The organism is Synechococcus sp. BS56D (genome assembly GCF_004332405.1).
In the GTDB taxonomy this organism is placed as follows: Bacteria; Cyanobacteriota; Cyanobacteriia; order PCC-6307; family Cyanobiaceae; genus Synechococcus_C.
Genome location: NZ_PHQU01000007.1, coordinates 215,686 through 233,645, shown reverse-complemented (window position 1 = coordinate 233,645; position 17,960 = coordinate 215,686). Strand labels below are relative to the sequence as shown.

Here is a 17,960-nt window from a genome sequence, read left to right as displayed (position 1 = left end):
GGCCCGGTTGATCAACTACACCACGCTAGTGGCGACGGCTGAATCGTCGATCCCCGCCAAGGCAAGGAATCGATCGGTATGAAGCGTCTCCTCCTCAATCAGAGCATCAACCAGGCGATCCATCACATCCCTGCGGCTTTCCAACAAAGCCACCGCCTGGCGCAAAGCGTTTGTCGCCAGGCGACGCACCTGAAGGTCGATTTCGCGCCCCGTGCGTTCGCCATAGGCAGGACGCGAATGGATCAGATCCCTGCCAAGGAAAACCTCATTCCCGGCACCCTCGTAGGCCACCGGTCCCAGCTCCGAGAAACCAAACCGCGTGACCATTTCCCGAGCCAGCTGGCTGACCATCTGCAAATCTCCACTTGCCCCTTGGGTCACCTCGCCTGCACCGAACACGACGGTCTCTGCGGCACGACCACCGAGAGCCACCACAAGACGTGCTTCCAGAGAGGCCCTGCTGATGAGACCGGAATCGAGACGTTCGTCATCAGGCCAGAAGCGGGTGAATCCACCAACACCGCCGCTGCGAGGAAGCAACGTCACCTTGTCGACCCTGTCGGCATGGGGGGTCAAGGCAGCCACGAGAGCGTGACCAATCTCGTGATAAGCAATCAAACGCTTCTTGGCGCTGTCCTGCAGCGGAGCCGCTGTGAGCCCCATGGTGATGCGCTCCAATGCAGCCTCGATCTGCGCATGACCAATCGAGGTTTGCTGCTGACGAGCCGTCAAAATGGCGGCTTCGTTGAGCAGGTTGGCCAGGTCGGCTCCGGAGAATCCGGGGGTGCGACGGGCCCAATCCTGAAGGCAGACATCCTCTGCCAAGGGGCGGGTCCGTGCATGAACCGAAAGGATGGCTTCACGCCCCCTGCGATCAGGAAGATCGACATGAATGCGTCGGTCAAACCGGCCTGGACGCATCAGGGCTGAATCGAGTACATCAGCACGATTCGTAGCGGCGAGAAGGATGACGCCGGAGTTGTCGGCAAATCCATCCATTTCTGTGAGCAGCTGGTTGAGGGTTTGCTCACGCTCGTCGTTACCGCCACCGATTCCGGCTCCGCGTTGACGACCCACCGCATCAATCTCGTCGATGAACACGATGCAGGGGGCTTTCTCCTTCGCCTTGCGGAAGAGATCGCGAACACGACTGGCACCGACACCGACAAACAATTCGACAAATTCCGACGCAGCCATCGAGAAGAAGGGAACCCCGGCCTCACCGGCGATTGCCTTGGCGAGCAGTGTCTTTCCAGTTCCGGGGGGGCCCACAAGCAGCACACCACGGGGAATTTTCGCTCCGAGTCGAATGAAGCTCTCGGGCTGACGCAAAAAGGTGACCACCTCCTGCAGCTCCTCCTTCGCCTCCTGAATGCCAGCGACGTCCTCGAAACGCACCACCACTTCATCCTGGGAGCGCACTCGCGCCTGACTCCTCCCAAACCCCATGGCGCGGTTCGCCACCTGAGCGGAACGACGCAACAAGAGGGAGAGGCCAATCACCACCAAAGCAATTAAGGCGAGGTTGCCCGCCAGCCCTGCCAGGGCCTGCTCACCGCGGATGTCTTTAACCGTTAAGGGAACTCCAGCCGACTCGGCCGTTCGTAAGACCTGTTGGTCATTAGCAAAAACCGCCACCGTGGCCTGACGGCCGTCGTCGTAGCGAACGATGACCTCGCGCCGCGCCGGCACGAGCTGAAGCTCTTCAACATCACCAGCCTTGATTTGCTGGAGAAGCTCGCTGTAGGAGGGTGGGGGCTCCGGCTTGAAACGTGCCAGTGGATCAACACGCTGTGCGGGGTCCGATTGACCTGAACTCACGGCAACGCTGCATTGGCGGAAGCCTAGCGATTTGACGGAGGGACTCTCGGCAGGGGAAGATCGCTGTTTGGCAGAAATCGCCGGCGATGGCCGTACCCAAGAAAAAGACCTCTAAGAGCAAGCGCAATCAGCGTCATGCCGTGTGGAAAGCGAAAGCCGCCACAGCGGCCCAGCGAGCCCTGTCCATCGGCAAGTCCGTGCTCAGCGGCCGCGCCCAGGGATTTGTCTATCCCGTGGACGAGAGCGATAGCGAAGCCTGATTTCAGGCACGAGTCAGTTCGAGTACCTCACGGGTGTCGTTGAGGTGCACGACGACGTTTGCATGCTCCAGGTGTTGGTACGACGCCTGGGGCATTGCTGTTTCAATCATGCGAACAAAGCTGTTGAGCGCAGGAGCGGGCAGTTGGACACCGGTGCGCCGGTGCATGGTCTCTTCCTGCTGACGTTTCCATAGGCGGGTGGCCTCCACGTTTGAGGCCCGTAGATGCCAAAGGCCATCGAGTGACTCCCAAAGAGGGACATAGCGAGCCAAATGCTTCTGAACAAGAGGTTGGTAGTCCCGTTCGGCGGTAGTCAGAAGGGGGTCGTCACCCAGCTGGCTGCTAGGGCGGACGCCGACGAACCATCCCTCCAGAAGGCAAACCTGACCGCGCTGTTCGCTCCAGCCGCTGCGATCACCCTTGCCATGTCTCAACGATTTTTCAAAGCAGGGCGCACGTAAGAGACCGCTCGTTCGCCATGAATCCATCGCCCGCTGAAGAAGAGACAGATCATGGCTTCCCGGTAAAGCACGGGGCACGCGCCAGGGATTGCCAGCCATGACCCGATCAAGCTCCTCGCCTGGGTAATAGAAATCATCCAGAGAGATCACCGCAATTGGAAGATCGATCTCCTTCGCTGCAGCAGCAATCCAGCGGGTCAATGTGCTTTTTCCGCAGCCCGGTAGACCGCTCAGGCCGAACAACTGACGCTGAGGATGGTCCGCGGCCCCCTCAAGCGCTGTCAGTAACGGAAACCCCACAGACCAGACAAAGGCATCCGTCACTGGGTGTCCCCAGGCCTCAAGGGCCAATGAGGTGCCGCCGACATCTGCCCAGCGCGTGCGCCAAGAGCGGCTATCGCTGATCCCCAGGCTGTTCAGCACCGGCTCCAGGCCTGGCAAGGAGAGAGGATCTGAGCAATGCGGAGGCTCAAGAACCAAGTTTGTAAGCCTCCAGCACCACGGCATAAACCACGCCAAGACGCAGATTGTCGAGAGCGATCCAGGACAACGGCCAGGGATTGGCCTGCACACGACTGCGCAGACGCACCAGAAGCTCAAGCACCAGAACCAACACCAGCACCACCAAGGGCCGCTGACCAATCTTCTGGAGGTAGTAGGTGGTGAGGTTGCTGCCTAAAAAAAAGCCAATTAACAGGCAAAGCAAACCAAGGCTTCGTCGTCTCCAGGGCCCCACCAAACTCATGCTGAGCTGGGATCCGAGACGTTCCTCAAGCTGGGCGTAGCGGGTGCGCTGCCGAAGCATCAACGACTGCTCTGCACAAGACCGTTCACGTACTCCAGCGTGACAACCCCTCCAGGACAAGGGGGACCTGACAATTGCCGGGCCGGAAGGTCTGTTTCACCAAGGTGAAGCAGCGCTGCGGCGGCGGGAGGAACCTCCCCGTCAAGACGAGCAAGCAGCTCATGCTCCCAGGGCGAAGGGGTCAGCAGACAAGGGAGACCTGCCGCTGTCGCCGCTTCGAGACCGGCCTGCGAATCCTCGATCGCCAACACGGATGAGGGATTGCAGCCACTGATCGTCAGCGCCTTGAGATAAGGCTCTGGATCCGGTTTCGCTGATCGCACATCGTCGGCGGTGATCAAGCCATCGAAGGGATGTTGGCTGGATCCAAAAAGGCCAATCAGAAGGGACTCAACGGACGATCGGCCGCTGCTAGTGACAATCCACTGGCTACATCCAGCCTCTGAGAAGGCTTCGATCAAGCGCTCAACTCCAGGACGGAGAGCGATCGCCCCCTCCTGACAACGTTGCCGATAGTGCTTTTGCTTCAGAGCCCGCAATCGATCGAGCTGGGCATTGTCCAAAGGGGTCCCCAATTGATCGGCATAGACCGCCATGCGCTGACGTCCACCCGCGATGAGCAGCAGCTGTTCGTAGAGCGGCACATCCCAGATCCAGGGCAGTCCCTCTTCCGCAAACGCTGCATTGAAGGCTGGCCGATGTCCATCCATCTCTGTGTCTGCCAAGGTTCCATCCACATCCCAGAAGACGGCTTCCAGAGCCAACACCACAAGACAGCCACTGCTGCAAACCAGCTTGAACCACAGCGCACAATGCACTCACCCGAACGCTGCAGCCGTGCCCCCCTCCAGTCCATCGGCTTGGCAGCTCCCGCCGCCCTGTGGGAGAGATCCACTGAACGGGTTAGCGCTGCCACTGGCCCTTCGGGCGGTTTTATTTCGTCGAGGTCACGATCTCAATTCAGCGCAGGCTCTGCTCAATGCCCCCGCGCTGCCTTCCACCACCCAGCACTTCCCCCAGCTGGAGACAGCAGTGACGCGGCTGACTCAGGCCTGCCTAAGGGGTGAATCCCTGGCGATCTGCGGGGACTATGACGCCGACGGCATGACCAGCACAGCCTTGCTGATCAGAGCGCTGTCCTCCCTCGGAGCCAAGCCACAACCAGCGATCCCCAGCCGGATGGACGATGGTTATGGCTTGAATGCAGGCATGGTGTCTGGCTTGCATGCGCAGGGCATCCGACTGCTGGTGACCGTCGATAACGGTGTTTCCGCCCAGGAAGCGCTCTCGCTTGCAGAGAAGCTCGGCATGGACGTGATCCTCACGGACCATCACACCCTGCCGGTTGAAGCCCCTCAAGCCCTGGCATTAATTCACCCCTCCACCACTCCGGAGGACTCGCCCTATCGGGGGCTTGCGGGGGTGGGCCTCGCCTACGTGCTCGCGCGAACCCTTGCCGAATCGCTGGGTCAACCGGATGCGATCGGCGCCGCCCGAGATCTCTTCTGTATTGGCACCATTGCCGACATGGCGCCGCTGACAGGTGCGAATCGCACCTGGCTCCGCGAAGGGCTTGGCCATCTGCATCGCAGCAGCTGCATTGGCCTTCGCGCTCTGCAGCAACTCTCCGGCCTTGAAGAACGCCCCCTCCGCGCCGACGACATTGGCTTTCAGCTCGCCCCAAGGATCAATGCGGTCGGAAGGCTTGGAGATCCACGCCTCGTGGTGGAGCTACTCACCGAGGAAGATCGTGACGCAGGCGTCGAGCTTGCTCGCCGCTGTGATGCTCTGAATCGACAGCGGCGAGAGCTATGCGACGCGATCGAGGCGGAGGCGCTGGCCTTGCTCGAAGCCGATACCCAGGGACTCCCCCCTTTTGTCTTGCTCGCCCAGGGCCACTGGCATCACGGGGTCATCGGCATCGTGGCTTCCAGGTTGATGGAGCGTTATCGACGACCCGTCGCTTTACTAGCTGGCGATGGAGAAGGGCTTCTACGCGCTTCAGTGCGCTCTCCGGAGGGGTTTGCGGTCGATCGAGCCTTGCAGCAATGCGCCAAGCACCTGGAACGGTTCGGGGGCCATCCAGCAGCGGCTGGGTTCAGCGTTCGCGCTGAGCATGTGCACGTCTTGCATGAACAACTCAATGGGCTTGCCGCGGAATGGCTAGACAGCCAGGGAAGTGCGCGAAGGATCCTCCCTGAAGCACTGCTGCCTCTCGAGGGAATTACCAGAGCCTTCTGGCAGGAGCTTCAGGCCTTGGAGCCCTTTGGGGTCGGCCATCCAGCGCCACTGTTCTGGGCAAGAGATTGTGAAGTCACCCGAGAGCAGACGCTCAGGGGAGGCCATAAGCGCTTGAGCCTGCAACAAGGGGATTCATCCCGCGAGGCGATCGCATGGCGCTGGGACCCCCAGCAGCCGATTCCTCGACGGGTGGATGTCATCTTCCGCCTCACGCTGAATCGTTGGCAGGGGGAAGAACGCCTTCAACTCGAGGTCGTGGCCTTAAGAGAGCACTTCAGCAGCATGGTGCTGCAGCGAGGGAATCAGCTCTACACCTGTCGACGCCACGGGGATCGTGGCATGGAGCTGGTCAATCAGGCCGGTGACCGCCTCAAGGTCAACTGTCTTGACAACGGCGTGTTGGAAAGCGACGACATTCGCTCCAGCCACGCCTACGTTGCAGGCCTGCTTCAGGACGCCGCCATCGGCCTCGGTCTTCACCCATGAGTCTTGATACCCGCAGAAGCGAAGGGCTCTTTCCAGGTCTGATCGATTCGGGAGCCTCGGCCCTGCCCTCACTGATTCGGCACTTTGTTGGGCTGATCCTTGTTGGCACTCTGATCGGCCTTGCCTGCCTGCCTCTCAACTGGATCGATCGACTGCAGCAGCTCCTCTACAACCAGCTCCCCACCCATTTCGAGTCCTGGACACCCCTGGGGCTCCTGATCGTCTTGTTGCCGATCCCCGTCATGCCAGCGCTTCTACTGCTGCAGCGGGGGCCATGGCGAGAAGGTGCTGGCTCTGGCATCCCCTCCACCATGAATGGTCTTGAAGACCCATCCAAGCTGCCGCGAGCGATGGCAGCAGCGGGCACGGTGGAGAGAGGATTGCTGTGGTCGATTGCCACCGTGGCCATGTTCCCCCTGGGCCGAGAAGGCCCTGTGGTGCAGTTCGGGGCGGCTGTCGCCAGGGCGCTCCACCGTCGTCTTGGTGGCTGGCTTCCAAGCCTCACCGAACGACAGATGGTGGCGATCGGTGGAGGAGCCGGATTAGCCGGTGGCTTCAACACTCCCTTACTCGGGGCGGTGTTCATGCTCGAGGAACTCACCGCCGATTACGCCATCGTGACGATTTGGCCCGCTCTGGTCATTTCCGTTGCGGCCGCGGGGTTTAGCCATTTCGGGGGGCAACCGATCTTCGGGCTAGGCGTGATCAATGTGATGACGCCAGAGGCGGATCAACTGATGATGGCCCTGCCGATCGGCATTGTCGGCGGACTCGTGGGCGGCTTGTTCAACCGAGGCCTCGTATGGTCCACAGGTCGGCTGATGGGCGTGGTGCGCCGACAGCCGGTCAGGATTGGCCTGGCCCTTGGCTTTGGCCTGACCGGTTTTGGGCTCCTGAGTTTTGGCACCAGCACTGCCGATGGGGAAGCCCTGGTTCGCCAGCTGATTAATGAAGGCATGCCCAGCTTCGACCCTCAAGGAGGGGATCTGATCGCCGGTGTCACCAGTCTGTGGATCACCGTGACCCGTGTGGTAGCGCCGATGATCGCCCTGGCACCAGGAGTCCCTGGAGGACTGATCGACCCCTCACTCACCTTCGGAGCAATGCTGGGTTACACCGTGTGTGCCGTGTTGGGCATGAGCCAACACCTGGGCATCGCCCTGGGAATGGCCGCAGGGCTTTCGGGAGCGACCCAACTGCCGCTGGTTTCAATCGTTTTCGCCTGGAGATTGACAGGCGACCAGCAATTGTTCGCTGGGGTGGTGATGGCAGCGGTGATCTCCGCCTATGTAGGACGGCTGATCGCCCGAAAGCCTGTTTATCACGCCTTGGGGGAGCTTCAGAGAGCGCCGCGGCGATAGAAAAGGATGAAGATCACCGCCGGACCCGCCAGGGTGATCAGAGCCAGGGCAGCGAAATTGGCGATCAGGTGAAAATCGAGTCCCATGGGGTCGGCGCGGTGAACCGGAGCAATCGTCTCACCAGGCTACGGGGCCTTTGCCCTTTCGCTGTTCTAGAGGGCCTGTCACTGTGATGGCTTGTCACAGCATCTGCTGATGTCGAAGCGCCAAGACACCTGGACCTGTATCCGGTTCTGCGGTGCCTGCTGCCGGCTGTCCCCTGACGATCGCCCGGAGGCCCTTGCGGCCTTATCAGAAGCGCAGCGAGCGTTGTATCTGGACATGGCCGGCCCCGATGGTTGGTGCAAGCACTACGACACCGGTGCAAGGAGCTGCAGGATTTATGACGAGCGCCCAGATTTTTGCCGCGTCAGCAACCTGGCGGGCTTGTTTGACGTAGCGGCCGAAGAAGCGAATGACTTCGCGATCGCCTGCTGCCGCCAACAAATCCGCTCAGAGCATGGCGGCAACAGCCGCGAACTACGTAAGTTCAATCGCAGTCTGCGGCGATCGAATGGCTGAACTCCAGCGGGCTGAGGAGTCCAGCGGCTCCATGAGCTTCACCGCCGTGCTGCTCAGCACCTTCACCACGGTGTTTCTGGCGGAGCTAGGTGACAAAACCCAATTAGCGACTTTGCTTCTCTCTGCCCAATCGGGCCAGCCCTGGCTGGTTTTCCTCGGCGCGGCTATGGCACTGATCTGCTCGAGCCTGGTGGGGGTTCTGGTGGGACGCTGGCTCTCGCAGGTCCTGCCACCGGAGCGACTCGAGCAGATGGCGGGCCTGTTGATGGTGGGTCTCGGACTCTGGCTGGGTGTCCAGGCCCTCCAATCGATGCTTCAAAACGCGAACACCTGATCAACCATGGATCTCACGCTCCTGATCTCCACCTTCGTGACCGTGTTTTTGGCGGAGCTTGGGGACAAGACGCAATTAGCAACCGTTGCGATCAGTGGAACATCCAACAGGCCGCTGGCGGTGTTTCTCGGCTCGTCCTCAGCCCTTGTCGTGGCCAGTCTCATCGGCGCCATCGCCGGTGGGTCAATGGCCAATCTCATACCGGCAGATCTGCTTCAGCTGTTGGCATCCCTGGGTTTCCTCGTGATCGGTCTTCGCCTTCTATGGCCCCTCCTTGGCGGTATTCCAGGCGGTCAAGAAGGAGCTGACCTAGCCCAGGACGTCGAGGATGGGGCTTCGCCTAAACTCTGATTTCACCCGGACAACGCTGCACCATTCTTGGAGAACTCCCTTGGGAGCTTTGTCCTTGAACGTTCCAGGGTGATCGTTCTCCCGGTCCTGAAGGCCGGCCAGCCCACTCTCCACGATGAAGTTCACGGTCGCTGATCTGCTCGACCAGGTCCCTGTTTCCGGTTCAGTTGAATCCGAAACACTCGAAAAGATCTTCCGACTGAGCAACCGTTCGGAAAAAGACACCCTGCAACTCGCCATTCAGGGGCTTGAAAAACTTGGTGTGATCACCTGTCCGAAGGAAGGCTCGATCCAGCGGATCGACAATCCGGAAATGATCGAGGCCCGGCTGCGATGCAGCAGCAAAGGCTTTTGCTTTGCCATCCGTGATGACGGTGGTGAAGACATCTATATCCGCGACCACCAGCTCAATCACGCCTGGAATGGCGATCGAGTGCTGGTGAAAGTCACCCGCGAGGGTGGGCGTCGTCGCTCACCGGAGGGCGGGGTCCAATGCATTCTCGAGCGCCAAACCACAAGTCTTCTCGCCCATCTCGACCAGCAGGAGAACAGGGTTGTTGCGCTGCCTCTTGATGACCGGCTTCTGGCATCGATTGAACTAGCAGATCCAGGAGAGCACAGCGGCTCCCTGGTGGAAGTGAAGGTTGATCGCTACCCAGTGGCGCAATTTGCAGCCCGAGGTCATGTAGCGCGGCCCCTACCACTGGATGCAGGAGCCTCTGGTGATCGGGAGCTCCTGCTGACCAAGGCGAACCTGCACGAGAGACCGGAAGCACCTCGATCCAGTCTCAAGACTCCCAACGCCAAAAAACGCCAACAGCTCTGCGATCAACCCAGTCTTCTTCTGCGGAGCTGGAGCGGCGAAGGGGCCCCGGCACTCCCTGCGGTTCACGTCGAGCCCCACGAGGGAGGAAGCCGCCTGTGGGTCCATGCGCCCACCGTGGCTGAACGTCTCGCACCAGGACAGGCTCTTGATGCCTGGATCAAGGAGCGGGGGGAAGCCCTCTGCCTTGGTGAGGTTTGGCAACCTCTGCTCAACGGGCCCCTCGACGAGGCCTGCCGTTTCACCGTCGGAGAAGAGCAGGATGCCATCACTCTCCGGCTCGACATCAATGCTGAGGGTGATGTGCGTGACTGGCTGTTCTGCCTCACCCGGATCCGACCCGTCGCCGAGATCACCCCAGCGCATCTCGAGGCTCTAGGCGCCCGAAAGCCAAAGGCCAGAACCGTGCCAGCAGTCCTCAAACCGATCAAAGACCAGATCGGTCAGCTGGAAACACTCCTGTTCTGCGCTCGCAGCCTGCAGGCCGAAGCCATCCGCAGTGGAGTGCTGGAGCTGGACCTCGCGGCACCTGAGCTTGAAAGCCTGGGAGACCTTGGCCGCTCATGGCCCGACGCAGATCGTCAGCAATGGATCAGCCCTCTGAACGAACAAGATCCGCAGTCGATTCTGGCCGTACTCGTCATGGCCGCCGATCGCACCTGGTCACAGCACAGCCAGGATCTCCAGGTCAAGGCGCTTGAACTGTTGGCCCCGGAAGCGGAGGCCTCAGCACTCACGGACGTTGCCAAAGCGGCCGTGGCCCTGGAACTTCCTCTGGAACTGGAGGAAGACGGAACACCATCTCCCGTGGAGCTGGCCCAGGCCATTGCATCCAGCCCCCAGCGACGTGTGCTCGACCGTCAGCTCTGCCAGGCTCTTCCCGCACCGCTCCTCGAGATCGACGCCACAGCAGAACCTGGGGAAGGAGCCAATGACGACAGTGAGGTGACCGCCAGTGCTGAGACAGCCATGTCCAGCCCTTCACCCAGACGAACGGCACCCTGGTGCTGCCCCACCTTGCACGCCGCTGATCTCATCAATCAGCAGTTGCTTTCAGCGGTGCTTCTGGAGGGCAAGGACCGGCCGAGTGTCCGACAGAAGGACAAGGTTGTCCTTGGTGAACGCGGCTGCGGTAGCAGGATCGAGTGGCCACTCTTCAGCCAATCTCAGAGCCAAAAAATTTCTGAATTAGCGCCCCAGCGACTGCTGCAAAAGTTGAATGCCAGGCGTCGTCAGGTGGCTGAATTGCGCCGGGATGTCGTCGCGATGATGCAGGCGCGGCACTGTGAACCGATGGTGGGCCAGGAGCAGCCCGGAGTGATCAGCGGCGTGCAGAGCTACGGATTCTTTGTGGAGCTGCCACCCTCGATGATCGAAGGACTGGTCCACGTCAGTTCACTCAACGATGACTGGTACGAGTACCGCTCCAGGCAGAACCGACTCGTCGGTCGTCGCAATCGGCGTCGCTATCAACTCGGGGATGCCGTGACAGTGAAAATTATGAAAGTGGATGTGCTGCGCAACCAGATTGATCTCGAGGTCGTGGCGAGTGCCGATGACGCGGCGGAGGTCGTCTCCACAGCCCCTGGATCCGGGCAGGAAGCGTCGATTCCCGTCTTAGTGAATGAGCACTGAGGACAGCGAGCATGCCAGCCACCTCAGCCTCGAGCACCCTGCAAAGCGCTGATCACCCCTACGTGCTCGCGGTGACAGGGGCATCAGCCCAACCGCTTGCAGAAAGGGCGCTGCAACTGTTGCTTCAACGGGGGCGAAGCGTTCATCTCGTTCTCAGTCGCGGTGCCCATGAGGTGTGGAAAGCGGAGCGGGGTGAAAGCGTCCCACTCGATCCCGAACAGCAACAACAGTTCTGGCGCGATCGTCTTGACTGCCAGACCGGGGCCCTCCAATGCCACCGATTCAATGACCAGGCAGCGAACATCGCTAGCGGCAGCTACCGCACACGGGGCATGGTGATCGTGCCCTGCAGCATGGGCACCGTCGGGCGCATTGCCGCGGGTGTGGCCACGGACCTGGTCGAGCGCTGCGCCGATGTGCACTTGAAGGAAGGCCGTCCCCTCGTGATTGCGCCAAGGGAGATGCCATGGAATCTGATTCATCTGCGCAACCTCACCAACCTTGCGGAAGCTGGTGCGCGGATTGCCCCTCCGATCCCCGCCTGGTACACCCAGCCAAGAACCCTCGACGACATGGTCGATTTTCTGGTCGTTCGCCTCTTTGACGGATTGGATGAAGATCTCGCACCAATCCAGCGCTGGACAGGGGATCAGCGATGACACCACTGCAGAGACTGCTCCTAGTTCCGTCTCTGACCCCGTTGGTGGCACTGGCACTTGTTGCCAGCCTGAACGGGCGCCAAAGCAGCTCCCTACGCTTCCTGACCTGGCGATCGCCGGTGCTGCCCCTGGGCGCCTGGATCGCAATCGCGGCGGCGGGGGGAGCCCTCGTGAGCGGCGCTGGCGCCTTATTGCTCAGCACTCAGCAGAGGCCCCTGCAACGCCATGTGCGTCGAGAACCGTTTTCAAGAGAACCCTGGGCTCCCTGGCCAGAGCCAAATCGTCGTGGTTCCGGCGACGTCGATGCCGAGCACAGGTCCCGTGAGCCCAACCCATCCAATGACTCCCCTCAGGTCTGGCCTGAACGGGATGTGCGCGACCCAGCACCCACCGTTGCCGTGCCCTATCGGGTGATCAAACGAGGGGAGCAGCGTGGACCAACGGCTGCACCGGTTGCTGCGACCACTGCTGCAAAAGCAGCCGCAACAACGGCCAGCTCCATGGGTACGGGACACGACGACTGGTCGAGCCAGGTCAACGATGACTGGTGAGGGCCGCCTTGCACTGATTACAGTTCCGCCAGCGATAACGGACCCGTGAGCGAAACACCTCAGGCAGACAAAGCCCTGGAGAACCAAGCTGACGGAACCAGTCCGGCTCAGGCGGATCAGTCCGCTGCCGCCAAAAAGGACAAGCCGGTCAAACCCCCGAAGCTGGAAGACAAGCCCTTCACGAGCTTCATTCAGGACGATTTGATCCCGGGCTTGCTGAAGGGCCTCCAGAGCCATGGCATCACGCCCGAAAGCCTGGAACTCGTCCAGGGTGAACGGCCTGTTGTGGGTGGTGACTGTTGGATGGTGACGGGGAGCCTGCCGCCGGGGCGGCGCTTCTGGCTCTGCTTTAACGACGATTCGATCAATGCCGGCAAAACCATTGCCCTGGCGGACCCGGGCACCGAACCCAGCCTCCTGGAGTCGTTTCTGATTGATGAAAAGCGCATGAGCCTCCCGCTGCTGCTCTCACGCCTTCTGCAACGCCTCAACGGACAGAAGTGGCTGGGAGGCAACTGAGGCGTTACATCAACCATCGGAGGCAGGGCGGCGGCACCTACGATGGATCTCACCAAGACTGAGATCCGATGGTGCCTCCCACCGCCGTAACGGAAGCTGCGGCCAACGCCGGCTCGTCCGTTGCCGTGAAGGACCCCGTGAAGGACACGATCCTCACGCCACGCTTTTACACCACGGATTTCGAGGCCATGGCCGCCATGGACCTCCGCCCTAACGAGGCGGAGCTCGAGGCGATCTGCGAGGAATTCCGCAAGGATTACAACCGCCATCATTTCGTTCGCAATGGCGAATTTGACGGCGCAGCCGACAAACTCGATCCACAAACTCGCGAAGTCTTCGTTGAGTTTCTGGAGCAGAGCTGCACCTCTGAATTTTCTGGATTCCTGCTCTACAAGGAACTCAGCCGTCGAATCAAGAACCGCAACCCATTGCTCGCCGAGTGCTTCGCGCACATGGCCCGCGACGAAGCCCGCCATGCTGGCTTCTTGAACAAGTCGATGAGCGATTTCGGCTTACAGCTCGACCTCGGCTTCCTGACTGCCAACAAGAAATACACGTTCTTCAAACCGAAGTTCATCTTTTACGCCACTTATCTGTCCGAGAAGATTGGCTACTGGCGTTACATCACGATCTTCCGTCACCTGGAACAGAATCCAGACAGCAAGATTTTCCCGATCTTCAACTTCTTCGAGAATTGGTGCCAGGACGAAAACCGTCATGGCGATTTCTTCGACGCCCTGATGAAGGCCCAGCCCGACACCGTGCGTGGCTTGACCGCCAGGCTGTGGTGCCGCTTCTTCCTGCTGGCCGTCTTCGCGACGATGTACGTGCGCGACGTTGCCCGTAAGGAGTTTTATGAGGCCCTTGGTCTTGATGCGCGCGACTACGACCGGGTGGTGATTGACAAGACCAATGAGACTTCGGCGCGGGTGTTCCCAGTGGTCCTTGATGTCAAGAATCCCCGCTTCTGGGAAGGCCTGGAGCGATTGGTGCAAAACAACGCTGCCCTGAGCGCTGCCGACGAGAGTCAAGCTCCAGCCCCGATCAAGCTGCTCCGCAAGCTTCCTTACTGGGTGGGCAACGGTCTCGAGATGGCCACGCTCTTCCTGATGAAACCCGTGCGCAGCGAGGCGCTCCAGCCGGCCGTTCGCTGAGATCAGTCGGCGTTCTAGGGGAAGCGGGGTCACCACGACCTTTCCGCTTCCCCATAATTGAAAGCTGATGCAGACGAGGGGCTTGGTCGCTTCCCATCCCGCTCATGTTCAGGCAACTGGCTTGGACCCCACACTGACTCCCTGGCGAGACAAGCTGGAACAACTCCTCGGTCTTGGCCGGCGAGCGGGAGCTGACCTCGTGGAGGTGTTTCTCGAAACCACCGACCACCTCAACCTGCTTGCGGAACAGGATCGAATCACCAGCGTGAGCCCTGCCTTCTCGATGGGTGCCGGTCTGCGCGTGTTTCGCGGAGACCGCGATGGGTTCGTCAGCACCAATGACCTCAGTGAGTCAGGTCTCCTCCAGGCACTCGAGCAGGCGCTGGCCATGCTCGGATTGGATCTCAGCTCAGCATCGGGAGCCCACCTCTCCAACTTCAACGGTCTCGGAGAGTTCCGCGATTTCTCCGTCGGCAAGACCGATTGGTTAGGACGCGCACCAGACCTTGATCTCTGTACACAAAGGCTCCTCGAAGGCACGGCTGTTCTGCAGCGCCTTGGCCAGCACCTCGAGGTCCGCCGCGGCAGTTACGCCCGTGACTGGCAGGAGGTGCTCGTGGCAGCCAGTGATGGAACGTTCGCCAGAGATATTCGTCTTCATCAATCCTCTGGCCTCAGTGTGTTGGCGGCTGACGGTGATCACCGCGCCAGCATCGGACGCCGCTACGGATCAACCGATCGTCCCGATGATCTCCAGAGCTGGGATCTTGAGGCATCAGCAGCTGATGTCTGCCAGAGCGCTTCAACCATGCTGCGAGCCGACTACGTGGATGGCGGACAAATGCCCGTGGTGCTCGCCAACCGTTTCGGTGGGGTGATCTTCCATGAAGCCTGCGGCCACTTACTGGAGACCACCCAGGTGGAGAGAGGAACCACACCGTTCGCGGACCGAATCGGGGAAACCATCGCCCATCCGGCTGTTACCGCCATTGATGAAGGCCTGAGCCAGGGCGCCTTTGGCTCCATTGCGATGGACGATGAAGGGATGGAATCTCAGCGCACGGTTCTGATCGAGAACGGTGTGCTGCAAAGGTTCCTTAGTGATCGCGCCGGAGAATTGCGAACTGGTCATCCCCGCACCGGTAGCGGACGACGCCAGAACCACGGTTTTGCAGCCGCCAGTCGCATGCGCAACACCTACATCGCGGCAGGCCCGCACAGCCCGCAAGATCTGATCAGCTCAACCGACAAAGGCCTTTATTGCAAATCCATGGGAGGCGGGAGTGTCGGCCCCACCGGTCAATTCAACTTCTCAGTGGAGGAGGGCTACCTGATCGAAAACGGAACCCTTGGCAGGCCTGTGAAGGGGGCCACCTTGATCGGTGAAGCGAAAGAGGTGATGCCAAGGATCTCCATGTGTGCAGACGACCTGGATCTGGCTGCTGGCTTCTGCGGCTCAGTGAGCGGAAGCGTTTTTGTCACGGTGGGGCAGCCACACATCAAGGTGGATTCGATCACCGTGGGAGGCCGCTGATCATGAGCAACGCCATCGATACCGCCGCCCTGCGCGAACACCTTCAGTCCTTTGCCCAGCGAGAGGGAATCCGCCAGTGGGACCTCGGGGCAAGCCGGAGCACCAGCGCTTCGGTTCAGGTGGATCGCGGAGAAGCCAAACAGATGAAGGCGTCCCAACGCAGCTCGATCACCGTGCGCGTCTGGAACGACAAGGGGCTGGTGGGCATTACCAGCAGCACCGACCTCTCTGCCTCTGGACTGGAGCGGGCACTCCAGGGAGCACGCCGAGCCAGTGACTACGGCAACAGTGAGGACATCCCAGCGTTTTCACCCCTGGCCAAAGCGCCAACGCCGGAGCTCCACCGCCCCTTGCAACCAGCCCAAGGGATTCAGACCCTTCTGAACACGCTCAAGGACGCTGAGCATCAGTTACTTGAACGCCACGCAGCCATTGAGACCGTTCCTTACAACGGACTCAGCGAGGGCTGCAGTGAGCGGATCTATCTGAACAGCGATGGTGCCCTGCGGCAGATGCAGCGGAGCCAGGCGAGTCTTTACCTCTATGCAAGGGCGGAGGAAACCGGCCGCAAGCCCCGTAGCGGCGGAGCTGTCCGACTGGCGCTCGGTAGTGATCAGCTGGATGTGCAGGGCTGTATCAACGAAGCCGCAGAACGCACCATCAGCCATCTCGGTTACCAACCGATCGACACGGGTCGCTATCTGGTGTGCTTCACACCGGAGGCATTTCTGGACCTGCTCGGAGCCTTCAGCAGCATGGTGAATGCCCGCGCAGTGCTTGATGGTGTGAGCCTGAGCCGTGAGAACTCAATCGGGGATCAAGTCGCCGTTCCTTTTTTCACCCTTCATGACAACGGGCTGCATCCCGATCACATCGGAGCAGCCCCTTTCGATGGGGAGGGAACACCCACACGCAAGCTCTGCCTGATTCAGGACGGTGCACTGGTGAATTTCCTGCATTCCGAGGCAACGGCGCGTCATTTCGGCGTTGAGCCGACTGGCCATGCCGGGTTGGGTGCCAAGGTCTCGGTTGGCCCGGACTGGTTTGAGGTGGGGACCAGTGAGGGCACCAGCAGTGGAACCACGCATCTGCATCACGCCCAGAGCAACGAGACCTTCGTCTTAATCGAAAGCCTCAGTGCTCTCCACGCTGGGGTCAAGGCCAGTCAGGGAGCGTTCTCACTGCCCTTCGACGGTTGGCTCGTTCGAGGGGGAGAACGCATCTCCGTCGAGGCGGCCACCGTCGCCGGAGACTTCAGAGACGTGCTGAAGGGCATCGTGCATCTGGAGGAAGCGATCGTGACCCACCAGGGTGTCTGCCCCCATGTTTGGGTCGACGGACTGGCCATCACCGGCGAGGCTTAAGGGGACTCAAGCGGTGAAGATCCTCTACTGGGGCACGCCGAACTACGCCGTGCCCACCCTTGATGCGCTGGTGGATGCAGGTCACACCGTCGTTGGCGTCGTGAGCCAACCGGATCGTCGTCGTGGTCGTGGCAAACAGCTGATGCCTTCACCGGTGAAGGCAAGGGCCCAGGCGCTGGAGCTGCCGGTGTACACGCCGGAACGCATCCGCAACGACCTGGAATGCCAGCAGCAGCTGGCAGCGCTCGGTGCTGATGTCTATGTGGTGGTGGCTTTCGGTCAGATTCTTCCTCCTGCGATCCTGCAGCAGCCGCCCCTGGGCTGCTGGAACGGCCATGGTTCCCTCCTGCCCCGCTGGCGTGGGGCAGGACCAATTCAGTGGAGCCTGATTGAGGGCGATCTGGAAACGGGCGTGGGTGTGATGGCCATGGAAGAAGGACTGGACACAGGCCCTGTGCTGCTAGAGCGACGCTGTGCCATTGGAATTCTGGACAATGCCGAGCAACTGGCTGATCGGCTCAGCCGACTGACGGCGGAGCTGATTGTGGAAGCCTTACCCAAGATTGAGGCCGCTGGCCCAGGCAGCGAATCAGAGCGATGGCTACGGCTTGGAGTTCAGGACCAGGGCGAGATGGGCATGACCTACGCACGCATGCTCAACAAAGAGGATGCACAGATCGACTGGACAACATCAGCCCTAGCCATCCATAGGCGCGTGATGGGGCTTTATCCCAACGCCGTGACCCGCTGGCAGGGCCAGCGACTGAAACTGCTGTCCACAGAACCGCTGATCGATCGCCTCAAAGACCAGTTGTCGGATCAAGCCCGGGCCCTGGTGGGTCGTTGGCCCACAGGAGAGCAGGAGCCCGGCACGGTGCTGGCCTGTTGTCCCGATCTTGGTCTTGTTGTCAGCAGCAGCGGCTGCCCGCTGCTGGTTCGAGAAGCCCAACTGGAAGGAAAGGGCCGGAGCAGCGGCCAGGCCTTGCTGCAACAACTGCAGGCATCAGCCGGACAAAAGCTGGGAGACGGACCGACTTAAC

Annotated in this window: 19 protein-coding genes; 14 read left to right on the top strand and 5 right to left on the bottom strand. The window is 60.7% G+C overall.

The window, feature by feature from the left end; genetic code table 11:
• Positions 1–15 precede the first annotated feature (15 nt).
• Positions 16–1,821 (bottom strand): ATP-dependent zinc metalloprotease FtsH, encoded by a 1,806-nt coding sequence (gene ftsH, locus CWE17_RS11900; protein WP_131457457.1) that lies wholly within the window; start codon positions 1,819–1,821, stop codon positions 16–18.
• An 86-nt stretch (positions 1,822–1,907) separates the two neighbouring features.
• Here ftsH and rpmF point away from each other — a divergent pair, with 86 nt between their 5' ends.
• Complete coding sequence (rpmF, locus tag CWE17_RS11895; RefSeq protein ID WP_131457455.1) at positions 1,908–2,081, top strand: 50S ribosomal protein L32; 174 nt, start codon at positions 1,908–1,910, stop codon at positions 2,079–2,081.
• A 2-nt stretch (positions 2,082–2,083) separates the two neighbouring features.
• Here the strand turns inward: rpmF and CWE17_RS11890 are convergent, their stop codons facing one another.
• Genes CWE17_RS11890 through CWE17_RS11880 form a run of 3 tightly spaced genes read right to left on the bottom strand, consistent with a single transcriptional unit; the run spans position 2,084 to position 4,165 of the window.
• Entirely contained in the window at positions 2,084–2,983 is a 900-nt protein-coding gene (locus CWE17_RS11890; protein ID WP_240789398.1) for a hypothetical protein, read from the bottom strand.
• Positions 2,984–3,011: 28 nt separating this feature from the next.
• Positions 3,012–3,347 (bottom strand): DUF565 domain-containing protein, encoded by a 336-nt coding sequence (locus CWE17_RS11885; RefSeq protein ID WP_131457451.1) that lies wholly within the window; start codon positions 3,345–3,347, stop codon positions 3,012–3,014.
• On the bottom strand, positions 3,347–4,165 hold the full coding sequence (locus tag CWE17_RS11880; RefSeq protein ID WP_255417782.1) for an HAD-IA family hydrolase: 819 nt from the start codon (positions 4,163–4,165) through the stop codon (positions 3,347–3,349). Before CWE17_RS11880 ends, CWE17_RS11885 begins: the two co-directional genes overlap by 1 nt.
• A gap of 19 nt (positions 4,166–4,184) precedes the next feature.
• Between CWE17_RS11880 and recJ the strand changes: the two genes are divergently transcribed.
• Positions 4,185–6,074 carry a single-stranded-DNA-specific exonuclease RecJ gene (gene recJ / locus CWE17_RS11875; protein ID WP_131457449.1) on the top strand — a complete coding sequence of 630 codons (1,890 nt, stop codon included), beginning with the start codon at positions 4,185–4,187 and terminating at the stop codon, positions 6,072–6,074.
• The gene (locus CWE17_RS11870; protein WP_131457447.1) at positions 6,071–7,435 is read left to right on the top strand and encodes a chloride channel protein; all 1,365 of its coding nucleotides are present in this window, start codon (positions 6,071–6,073) and stop codon (positions 7,433–7,435) included. The genes recJ and CWE17_RS11870 overlap by 4 nt, the downstream gene beginning before the upstream one ends.
• On the opposite strand, the gene psb30 is transcribed toward CWE17_RS11870, so the two are convergent.
• Positions 7,414–7,521, bottom strand: a complete 108-nt coding sequence (gene psb30, locus CWE17_RS11865; protein ID WP_074159310.1) for a photosystem II reaction center protein Ycf12/Psb30 — start codon at positions 7,519–7,521, stop codon at positions 7,414–7,416. The genes CWE17_RS11870 and psb30 overlap by 22 nt on opposite strands.
• Before the next feature lie 109 nt (positions 7,522–7,630).
• Between psb30 and CWE17_RS11860 the strand changes: the two genes are divergently transcribed.
• The 11 genes from CWE17_RS11860 (at position 7,631) to fmt (ending at position 17,959) form a co-directional block, all read left to right on the top strand.
• A complete protein-coding gene (locus CWE17_RS11860; protein ID WP_131457445.1) occupies positions 7,631–7,996 on the top strand; it encodes a YkgJ family cysteine cluster protein in 366 nt (121 codons plus the stop codon).
• Positions 7,989–8,330: a TMEM165/GDT1 family protein gene (locus CWE17_RS11855; protein ID WP_240789397.1), complete on the top strand. Its 342-nt coding sequence runs from the start codon at positions 7,989–7,991 to the stop codon at positions 8,328–8,330. The genes CWE17_RS11860 and CWE17_RS11855 overlap by 8 nt, the downstream gene beginning before the upstream one ends.
• A 6-nt stretch (positions 8,331–8,336) precedes the next feature.
• Entirely contained in the window at positions 8,337–8,681 is a 345-nt protein-coding gene (locus tag CWE17_RS11850; protein ID WP_131457443.1) for a TMEM165/GDT1 family protein, read from the top strand.
• 115 nt (positions 8,682–8,796) lie between these two features.
• Positions 8,797–11,139 carry an RNB domain-containing ribonuclease gene (locus CWE17_RS11845; protein WP_131457441.1) on the top strand — a complete coding sequence of 781 codons (2,343 nt, stop codon included), beginning with the start codon at positions 8,797–8,799 and terminating at the stop codon, positions 11,137–11,139.
• An 11-nt stretch (positions 11,140–11,150) separates the two neighbouring features.
• On the top strand, positions 11,151–11,798 hold the full coding sequence (locus CWE17_RS11840) for a flavin prenyltransferase UbiX (RefSeq protein ID WP_131457439.1): 648 nt from the start codon (positions 11,151–11,153) through the stop codon (positions 11,796–11,798).
• Between the two features lie 44 nt (positions 11,799–11,842).
• Positions 11,843–12,349 (top strand): hypothetical protein, encoded by a 507-nt coding sequence (locus tag CWE17_RS11835; RefSeq protein WP_131457437.1) that lies wholly within the window; start codon positions 11,843–11,845, stop codon positions 12,347–12,349.
• Between the two features lie 45 nt (positions 12,350–12,394).
• Positions 12,395–12,868: a DUF2996 domain-containing protein gene (locus CWE17_RS11830; protein ID WP_370318307.1), complete on the top strand. Its 474-nt coding sequence runs from the start codon at positions 12,395–12,397 to the stop codon at positions 12,866–12,868.
• Positions 12,869–12,936: 68 nt separating this feature from the next.
• Complete coding sequence (gene acsF, locus CWE17_RS11825; RefSeq protein WP_131457435.1) at positions 12,937–14,022, top strand: magnesium-protoporphyrin IX monomethyl ester (oxidative) cyclase; 1,086 nt, start codon at positions 12,937–12,939, stop codon at positions 14,020–14,022.
• A 67-nt stretch (positions 14,023–14,089) separates the two neighbouring features.
• Positions 14,090–15,556: a TldD/PmbA family protein gene (locus CWE17_RS11820; protein ID WP_131457433.1), complete on the top strand. Its 1,467-nt coding sequence runs from the start codon at positions 14,090–14,092 to the stop codon at positions 15,554–15,556.
• Between the two features lie 2 nt (positions 15,557–15,558).
• Positions 15,559–16,920 carry a TldD/PmbA family protein gene (locus CWE17_RS11815; RefSeq protein ID WP_131457431.1) on the top strand — a complete coding sequence of 454 codons (1,362 nt, stop codon included), beginning with the start codon at positions 15,559–15,561 and terminating at the stop codon, positions 16,918–16,920.
• 13 nt (positions 16,921–16,933) lie between these two features.
• The gene (fmt, locus tag CWE17_RS11810; protein WP_131457544.1) at positions 16,934–17,959 is read left to right on the top strand and encodes a methionyl-tRNA formyltransferase; all 1,026 of its coding nucleotides are present in this window, start codon (positions 16,934–16,936) and stop codon (positions 17,957–17,959) included.
• Position 17,960: the final 1 nt, after the last annotated feature.

Bases quoted from the DNA above. Each gene is read 5' to 3' on its own strand.
- rpmF (WP_131457455.1), top strand. From the start codon at position 1,908: ATGGCCGTACCCAAGAAAAAGACCTCTAAGAGCAAGCGCAATCAGCGT.
- CWE17_RS11885 (WP_131457451.1), bottom strand. From the start codon at position 3,347: ATGCTTCGGCAGCGCACCCGCTACGCCCAGCTTGAGGAACGTCTCGGA.
- CWE17_RS11870 (WP_131457447.1), top strand. From the start codon at position 6,071: ATGAGTCTTGATACCCGCAGAAGCGAAGGGCTCTTTCCAGGTCTGATC.
- psb30 (WP_074159310.1), bottom strand. From the start codon at position 7,521: ATGGGACTCGATTTTCACCTGATCGCCAATTTCGCTGCCCTGGCTCTG.
- CWE17_RS11860 (WP_131457445.1), top strand. From the start codon at position 7,631: ATGTCGAAGCGCCAAGACACCTGGACCTGTATCCGGTTCTGCGGTGCC.
- CWE17_RS11855 (WP_240789397.1), top strand. From the start codon at position 7,989: ATGGCTGAACTCCAGCGGGCTGAGGAGTCCAGCGGCTCCATGAGCTTC.
- CWE17_RS11850 (WP_131457443.1), top strand. From the start codon at position 8,337: ATGGATCTCACGCTCCTGATCTCCACCTTCGTGACCGTGTTTTTGGCG.
- CWE17_RS11845 (WP_131457441.1), top strand. From the start codon at position 8,797: ATGAAGTTCACGGTCGCTGATCTGCTCGACCAGGTCCCTGTTTCCGGT.
- CWE17_RS11840 (WP_131457439.1), top strand. From the start codon at position 11,151: ATGCCAGCCACCTCAGCCTCGAGCACCCTGCAAAGCGCTGATCACCCC.
- acsF (WP_131457435.1), top strand. From the start codon at position 12,937: ATGGTGCCTCCCACCGCCGTAACGGAAGCTGCGGCCAACGCCGGCTCG.
- CWE17_RS11820 (WP_131457433.1), top strand. From the start codon at position 14,090: ATGCAGACGAGGGGCTTGGTCGCTTCCCATCCCGCTCATGTTCAGGCA.
- CWE17_RS11815 (WP_131457431.1), top strand. From the start codon at position 15,559: ATGAGCAACGCCATCGATACCGCCGCCCTGCGCGAACACCTTCAGTCC.